This is a genomic window from Enterovibrio sp. FF113, from assembly GCF_041439165.1.
In the GTDB taxonomy this organism is placed as follows: domain Bacteria; phylum Pseudomonadota; class Gammaproteobacteria; order Enterobacterales; family Vibrionaceae; genus Enterovibrio; species Enterovibrio norvegicus_A.
The window spans coordinates 86,151-93,918 of record NZ_JBGONO010000023.1 but is presented as its reverse complement, the minus strand read 5'-3'; the positions used below and the strand labels follow the sequence as shown (position 1 = coordinate 93,918).

At 48.5% G+C, this 7,768-nt stretch carries 5 protein-coding genes; 4 read left to right on the top strand and 1 reads right to left on the bottom strand.

The genetic code is table 11. The features are described from left to right. The 3 genes from ACED36_RS17660 to ACED36_RS17650 all read left to right on the top strand — a co-directional run. A partial coding sequence (locus ACED36_RS17660) for a VCBS domain-containing protein (RefSeq protein WP_371733613.1) occupies window positions 1-4,163 on the top strand: 4,163 nt, incomplete at its 5' end. 173 nt (window positions 4,164-4,336) lie between these two features. Then, a complete protein-coding gene (locus tag ACED36_RS17655) occupies window positions 4,337-4,966 on the top strand; it encodes a thiol:disulfide interchange protein DsbA/DsbL (RefSeq protein WP_017003864.1) in 630 nt (209 codons plus the stop codon). Window positions 4,967-5,035: 69 nt separating this feature from the next. Then, entirely contained in the window at window positions 5,036-5,344 is a 309-nt protein-coding gene (locus ACED36_RS17650; protein WP_371733612.1) for an antibiotic biosynthesis monooxygenase, read from the top strand. Between the two features lie 74 nt (window positions 5,345-5,418). Here the strand turns inward: ACED36_RS17650 and metC are convergent, their stop codons facing one another. Next, window positions 5,419-6,606 (bottom strand): cystathionine beta-lyase, encoded by a 1,188-nt coding sequence (gene metC / locus ACED36_RS17645; RefSeq protein ID WP_016959786.1) that lies wholly within the window; start codon window positions 6,604-6,606, stop codon window positions 5,419-5,421. 279 nt (window positions 6,607-6,885) lie between these two features. On the opposite strand from metC, the gene ACED36_RS17640 reads away from it, so the two are divergent. Further along, window positions 6,886-7,761 carry a phosphate/phosphite/phosphonate ABC transporter substrate-binding protein gene (locus ACED36_RS17640; protein ID WP_371733611.1) on the top strand — a complete coding sequence of 292 codons (876 nt, stop codon included), beginning with the start codon at window positions 6,886-6,888 and terminating at the stop codon, window positions 7,759-7,761. Window positions 7,762-7,768 lie beyond the last annotated feature (7 nt).

Below are 7,768 nucleotides of genomic sequence, written 5' to 3'. Positions count from 1 at the left end.
CCCTGTCAATTTCTGACGTGGACGACGGTGACTCGCCAAGCTTTACCAACACCACGATCGACGGTGACTACGGTACCTTTACGCTCACTGATGGCGCATGGACCTACACCATCGATCCAGCTAAAGCCAACGCACTTAACGATAACCAAACCGAGCAAGAAGTGTTCACCCTGACCGCCTCGGACGGCACGGTGCAGCAAATTACCGTCGATGTGACTGGCGCAGATGACGCGGCGGTTATCACCGGTGATAGCACCGCAAGCATCACCGAAGATGTCGGGGCACAAACCGCGTCAGGTACCATCACGATCACCGATGCTGATACGGGTGACACCCCAACCATTCCAAATGGCACGTTGGCGGGTGAATATGGCTCGCTCACCTTAGTCGATGGCGCATGGACTTACACCGTTGATACTGATGCGGTGCAATCCCTCGGAGACGGTGATTCAGCCACTGACACCATCACGGTAACCGCCAGCGATGGCTCAACACAAGACATTGTAATTTCATTAACAGGAACTGATGATGCGGCAGAAATATCTGGCACTGTAGTGGGCACGATTGACGCAGAGTCATTGACCAACACCCGAGAAGTGGGAGAAAACCTGCTAGTAAACGGCAACTTTGAAAGTTTCGGCAATAACGAATCTGTAGAATGGACAACCCTGACATCTGAACAAATCCCTGGCTGGTATACGCCAGATGGCGCCGTCATAGAAGTGCAGCAGGGAACGATGGATGGCGCACCGACTAACGCGAATAATAACTCCGTGATGGAGTTAGATGCCTATCACAACACCACAGTGCAACAAGACGTGAATGTCTCGGCACTGGCTCAAAATGGCGACTCGACACTGTCTCTTAGTTTTGACTATGCCAGTCGCCTTTCTAACACCAGTCAGTTTGAAGTGACGGTGTTCGATCAAGATGGCAAGGTGCTGTTTACTCAGTTCTTTGACAATCAACAGGCCAATGATCATTACGAGAATGTCCAGGCGGATTTCTCGCTGCCCAGTGGCACAGATTCGGTCACGCTCAGCATTTCAGGCCAAGGTGAATCGGACAGTATTGGCGCCCTCATTGACAACGTGTCACTAAATCCAGTGACCTTTGACAACGCCTTGCTGACAACATCCGGCAGCATCACTATCTCTGACGTTGATGAGGGTGACTCGCCAGAATTTGAAAACACATCCATCACAGGCACCTATGGCACATTGGTCTTGGTGGACGGACAGTGGACCTACACACTCGATCCTCAAAAATCTGCTGAACTTTCCGAAGGAGAAACCGCGCAAGACGTTATCACACTCACGGCCAGTGATGGCACAACTCAAGACATCATCATTACCGTTTTAGGCGATAACGATGTATCGAGCATCATAGGCAATACGACTGGAGAAGTCATCGAAGGTAATGTCGGTGATGTTATTACTACCTCCGGCACGTTGACAGTGTCTGACATTGATAACGACGCTGCCACTATTCCAGACGGCACACAAACTGGACAGTTTGGCACGCTGTCAATAGTGAATGGCGAATGGACATACACACTCAATAATGAAAAGGCAGACACGCTTAACGAAGACCAGAGCGCCAATGACACCTTCACCGTCACCACGTCTGACGGTACCACACAAGACATTAACATCAATATCACTGGGTCTAACGATGCTGCAGTGCTTTCCGGTACATCAACAGCCTCCATCACCGATACGAGCGCTTCTTCTCAGAACGTCACGGTTGGTCGAGGAAGTGACGGTACGTGGGATGCCAGTAATGGCGATAACTTATACCTCAATTTAAATAATGTGAATTCCGACGCTGCTTATAGCAACAGTGTGGGTTACTACGTGCTGGATGCAGGCGGTAATGTCGTTCGCGCAGCCATCATCTTTGATAATGCGCATTCCACCAACGGCACCAGCGTCAACATCAACACGTCTGGCGGCGAGAAAGTCGGGCTGTTTATGATCCCAGATGGCGACAGCAAAGGCTTCAATGTCGGCAGCGTCAGCCTTAGTTTTGGTGGTAGCAGTGTAACGGCCTATCAAGGCGGCGCATCAAGTACCACTTTTGTCTCTGACTCCTCGAAAAATAGCGGTTACGACAACGAATACAATTCAGGCACTTATTCAGCGTGGGAAGACATTGCTGGGGGTGGGGACAGAGATCATAACGATGTCACCTTTTATGTCTCCGCTACACAGCAGCAAGAAAGTCCTATCACCGCCAGTGGTTCAGTGTCTGTCTCGGACGTGGATTCCGGCGACACGCCAACGTTGCCAAACACCACCGTTCAAGGCGAGTTTGGTTCGTTAACCATGACCAATGGCAACTGGACGTATACCTTTGACCCAGACAAAGCGTCAGCGATAGACGAAGAAACATTGGAAACCATCGTCATCACAGATTCCGAAGGTGGCAAACATGAAATCGTGATTGCTATTCAAGGTACTGACGATGCGCCGATTGTGACCGGCGTATTCTCAGGCGCCGTGACCGAAGGCGATGCCGATGATGTGATTACGGTTAGTGGGACAATTTCAATTTCTGACGCTGATGCGGACGACTCACCAGACTTTGAGAACACGACGATTGACGGTCAATACGGTTCGTTAACGCTGGCAGATGGCGAATGGACTTACACGCTGGATCCAGTCAAATCTCAAGTACTGTCTGAAACCGACTTTGTACAGGACACGATTACCCTTACCGCGACCGATGGCACAACGCAAAATGTGGTTATTTCGGTGACAGGCACTGATGATGCGCCGTTTGTGGTGGGAACAAATTCCGCCACCATTATCGCACCTGACTCAGCAACGCAGGATTACATAGACATCAACAATGGCTTTGTGCTCGGCGATGGCTATTCGTTCTCCGGTGGCGACATGCAGTACTACGGCAATGAACCGACACTAACGTTTAATGACTCAGGCTCGACCATCCGAATTTATGATACCGACAGCCGAATGGATGGTGATGCCTATTCAAACGAGTACGTTCAAGACTCATCACAAAAAGTGGAAATCAACGGCGTGCTATACACCGCCACCTATGATTATCAGCTTGATTACCAAGACAGCAGCGGCAACATTTATTCTTTCGCCGTTCTCGATGTGGACTTAGATCGGGACGGCGGCTACGAATACGATGCCAACGAACAAGGAAAAGTGATTATCCAGATTGATGGGCCAACTATCACACCGGGTATTTCAATGGAGTACATTCGTGATACACCCAACCAACCAAGCTCAATGTCATATTCCGACTTTGTCGATGGTGACGTTGCTTCGCTAGAGGCCCATGGCACATTATCAGTGCTAGATGTCGACGCCAATGATAGCCAAGCTGTATTTGCCGATACGACCGTCACTGGACAATACGGCTCACTGGAATTGGTTGATGGAAATTGGACCTACACTCTCGACCCACGCTCAACACCGGCATTGGGCGACAACGATGCTATCACCGAAGTCATTACACTTACTGCAACCAACGGAGCACAAACAGAAGTCAATGTGACGATTGGAGGTTCAGAGAACGCGATTGCTAACGCCTCCCTGAGTGGGCTTAGCCAATCGCTGTCGGATGTCATTTCACTCGATGATGTCACCTTCTCGGGCAGTGACAGCAATGACCGCATCGCAGGAAGCGACAGTGCTGATGTTCTGCTCGGTAATGCTGGGCACGATGTTATTTTAGGCGGCAGCGGCAATGACTTCATTGATGGAGGATTAGGCGATGATCTCATTCTTGGCGGGCAAGGCAATGATTTGATGGCGGGTGGCGCAGGGTCTGATACGTTTGCATTTCTCAATGGTGACCAAAGCACATCCAGCACCCCAACTGTCGATCATATTGCTGACTTCGACACCTCACAAGATGCCATTAACCTGTCTGACTTAATGCAAACTGAACCATCTGATACCCTCGAAAGCTTTTTGTCATTAATTGATGATGGCGAGGGTAACGCAATGTTGAACATCGCTAGCCAAGGAGACGGCAACGTCGACCAACAAGTTGTATTCGATAACATGAGTGTGGAAGACATGGCATCCGCCTATAGCGTCGACATATCCGGCATGACATCAGAGCAAGTCAGCACCTCGGTCATTGATGCGATGATCATGCAAAGCAAGATGATCATTGATTAGCCTAAAATAACAATAAGCCCAAGAGCCTTGCGCTAAGCCTTTGCCAGTCAGTTCGCTGACTGGCATTTTTTATTGCATTATCCTAACCTACCGCTCGCAAAAATTGCGCTATAATCTCACTCCTTAATTTTCCAGCTGAGCCGAAGCTCGCTGACAAAAAGTGATGAACAAACATGAAACTAACACGATTTCTTTTGCCTCTTTTTGCCGCTATTGCCTTGACTGCTTGCAGCGATGACTCGCCGTCTACTTCTGAAAAATACTCCACGTTAGATGTGCCTGTTCAAGTGGCAAACTTACCGGTTGTGACTGAAGTATTTAGCCTCTCATGCGGTCATTGCCGCTCTATGGAAAGTGCTATCCCCGCCATTGAAGCGGCTGCCGATGTGAATATTGGTAAAGCGCATGTTACCTTCAATGAAAGTGCCACTTTCTCGGCTCTTATCTATTACGCCGCCGTCACTCAAACGGAAGGCAAACCATCTGAAGAGCTGGTTGAAGCATTGTTTAAGTATGTCCAAGAAGGGCAAACAGATGACGCTGAAGAAAACAAAGCGCAGTTGGGCAAGGTGTTTAAAGAGTTTGGTCTGACTAGCCCATATGATCTGAATGAAACACAACAAGCCGAGCTTTTTAGCGCGCTAGAACGTGCTGATGAAATCACAACAGAAGCTGGCATTGTGTCAGTACCCACTTTCCTTGTTAACGGCAAATACATCGTCAATACCAGTGCTCATGATAGCGCTGAGGATTTGGCTGCAACATTGAAAATGCTAATGAAAAAAGATAACCAAACGAATTGAACCAGCGAGCCTAGCCTCTGACGATCAGAGGCTAGGTTATGCAAAGTAGATAATTTTCAAGGAGAGAAGATGATTCTAGAAGTCGCCATACTCAATGTCATACCCGGACAAGAAGCCGACTTTGAAGCAGCTTTTGCCAAGGCACAAGCCATTATCGCGTCACAACGCGGTTATATCAGCCATGATGTACGACGCTGTATGGAACAGATGAATCGCTATGTGCTGTTGGTGAATTGGGAAACACTGGAAGACCATACTGAGGGCTTTAGGCAATCAGAAGGCTATTTGGAATGGAAAGCCTTGCTTCATCATTTCTATGACCCGTTTCCGACGGTCGAACACTACGAATCAGTAAAAACCCTACAATCTATCCCATAAAAAAACGGCGCATTGCGCCGTTTTTGTGTTTTCTCGGAATGCGTTACGCTTCGTTCGTTTACCGCATGCCTCAATCAGGCAATGCGTTCAAAACCTGCTTGCAGATCGGCAATCAAATCGTCAATGTCTTCCAGACCAATATGCACGCGTACTAACGTACCTTCAAAATCAACAGGCCCAGCTGGGCGAATGGCATTGAGCTCTTCGGGTTGGTTTGCCAGAATCAAAGACTCATACCCGCCCCATGAATACGCCATGCTGAAATGCGTGAAGTTATCCAAATACTCAGCGATTTGTTCATCAGTCAGCTTCTTGTTCAACACGAACGAGAACAAACCACAGCTTCCAGAAAAATCGCGCAGATAGTTTTCATGCCCGATTGCTTCAGGCAATGCAGGATGATTGACTCGCGCCACTTCAGGGCGTTCACTCAACCACGCTGCAACGGCTGTGCTGCTTTCGTGATGTTGTTTAAGACGAATACCTAAGGTGCGAAGGCCACGAGATGCCATGTAAGCTGTATCGGCATCAACCATTTGTCCCATCAAGTAGGAACGTTCACGAAGACGCTCCCAACAACGTGAATTGGCCACCGCGGTTCCAATCATGGCATCAGAATGACCGACGATATATTTGGTGCCCGCTTGAATCGAAATATCAATGTCATGCTCAAACGCATTGAACAACACACCAGCAGCCCAGGTGTTATCAATCATGATCACAACGTCTGCGTTAACCGCCCGAACAGCATTGACGATCGCAGGGATATTTGGCACTTCCATGGTAATGGAATTCGGCACTTCTAAAAACACCACCGAGGTGTTTGGCGTCATCAGCGTTGCCACATCCGCGCCACGCATTGGATCATAATAAGTGGTCGATATACCCATGTCGGCTAGTATCGTGTTGCAAAAACCCTGAGTTGGCTCATAAGCGCCACCTGTCATCAATACGTGATCGCCAGATTTCACAAACGACAGCATGCTGTTAGCAATGGCCGCGGCACCACAAGGGTACAATACACAGCCCGCACCGCCTTCTAGCTCTGTCATAGCATCTTGGAAGGCAAAGTGAGTCAGCGTGCCGCGACGACCATAAAATAACCCTCGTTCACCCCGTTGCTTAGTCGCCAATTTCTTCTGCTCGACGGAATCAAAAACAATTGACGATGCGCGTTGAATCACGCTGTTAACGCTGCCATGGCAATATTCTTTTTTTCGACCTGCCGACACTAACTTTGTGTTCAGTTTTTCTGATGACATGAAATTTCCTTTTTCAACCAAGCCTACCTTCGTTTAGCAAGCTCAGTACGACCAATTTTCCTGCTAGCCCCAAAGGTTACCGCAGAACTTTACGTTTTGCAGCGCCTAATCATCACGCGTGAAAAAAAGGATAACTCATGCGATGTGGGCGGCAAAAAAGTCACAATACTGTTCAAATCACACACTGAGCCATTAGCCCTATAATTCACACACCAAAAGGCGCAAAAAAGAGACACTGTACTACATTTAAGATACGTCTATTTTGGGATGATATTTGCAATGAGATCAATCAGTAAACATCAGCATATTTCAACAACGCGATGGCATATTGTCTTGCTGTCAGCGGTGATCGTCTGGATTGCAATGACAACATCAGCACATTCGGCTGAGCAAGGGAACGCGTCAAACCCGCTGGTATTTGGTGTTGTGCCGCAACAATCTTCCGCCAAGCTTATTCGCGACTGGAGTCCTGTAATGCGGCAAGTCAGTGAGCTATCTGGCTTGAAAATTCGCTTCGCAACCGCCCCCAATATTCCTGAGTTTGAAAAAAGACTCGCCGCCGGGGATTACCATATCGCCTATATGAATCCTTACCATTTTACGGTGTTCAACCAATCCCCTGGCTATCAGGCGATTGCCCATGCAAAGGGCAAACGTATCAAAGGCATATTAGTGGTTGGCAAAGATGCAAAGGTCACTTCGTTAAAAGACTTGGATGGAAAAAACGTTGCCTTTCCCGCCCCTGCCGCGTTTGCAGCCACCTTACTGACACAAGCAGCCTTAAAAAACGAAGGGGTCACATTTAAACCCCATTATGTCGGCTCTCACGATTCAGCCTATTTGGCCGTTGCGGATGGTCTGTTTGATGCGGGCGGCGGCATTGTTCGCACATTGGGCGCGACACCTGACAATACAAAGAAAAACCTCAATGTACTTTTCACCACAGAGGGATTCACACCGCACGCGATTGCTACCCATCCTTCACTTCCAGATGAAACCCAACAACGCTTACAAGCCGCATTTGTTGCCCTCGCAGAAACGCCAGAAGGCTTGGAAGCACTTAAAGCCCTCAATATGAAAGGATTTCAATCCGCGATCGACGCAGATTGGGATGATGTCCGAGCGCTAAACATTTCGGTCATTAACCCTGGCTAATGTTGAT

Coding starts and splice junctions, on each gene's coding strand:
- ACED36_RS17655 (WP_017003864.1), top strand. CDS start 4,337: ATGAAACTAACACGATTTCTTTTGCCTCTTTTTGCCGCTATTGCCTTG.
- ACED36_RS17650 (WP_371733612.1), top strand. CDS start 5,036: ATGATTCTAGAAGTCGCCATACTCAATGTCATACCCGGACAAGAAGCC.
- metC (WP_016959786.1), bottom strand. CDS start 6,606: ATGTCATCAGAAAAACTGAACACAAAGTTAGTGTCGGCAGGTCGAAAA.
- ACED36_RS17640 (WP_371733611.1), top strand. CDS start 6,886: ATGAGATCAATCAGTAAACATCAGCATATTTCAACAACGCGATGGCAT.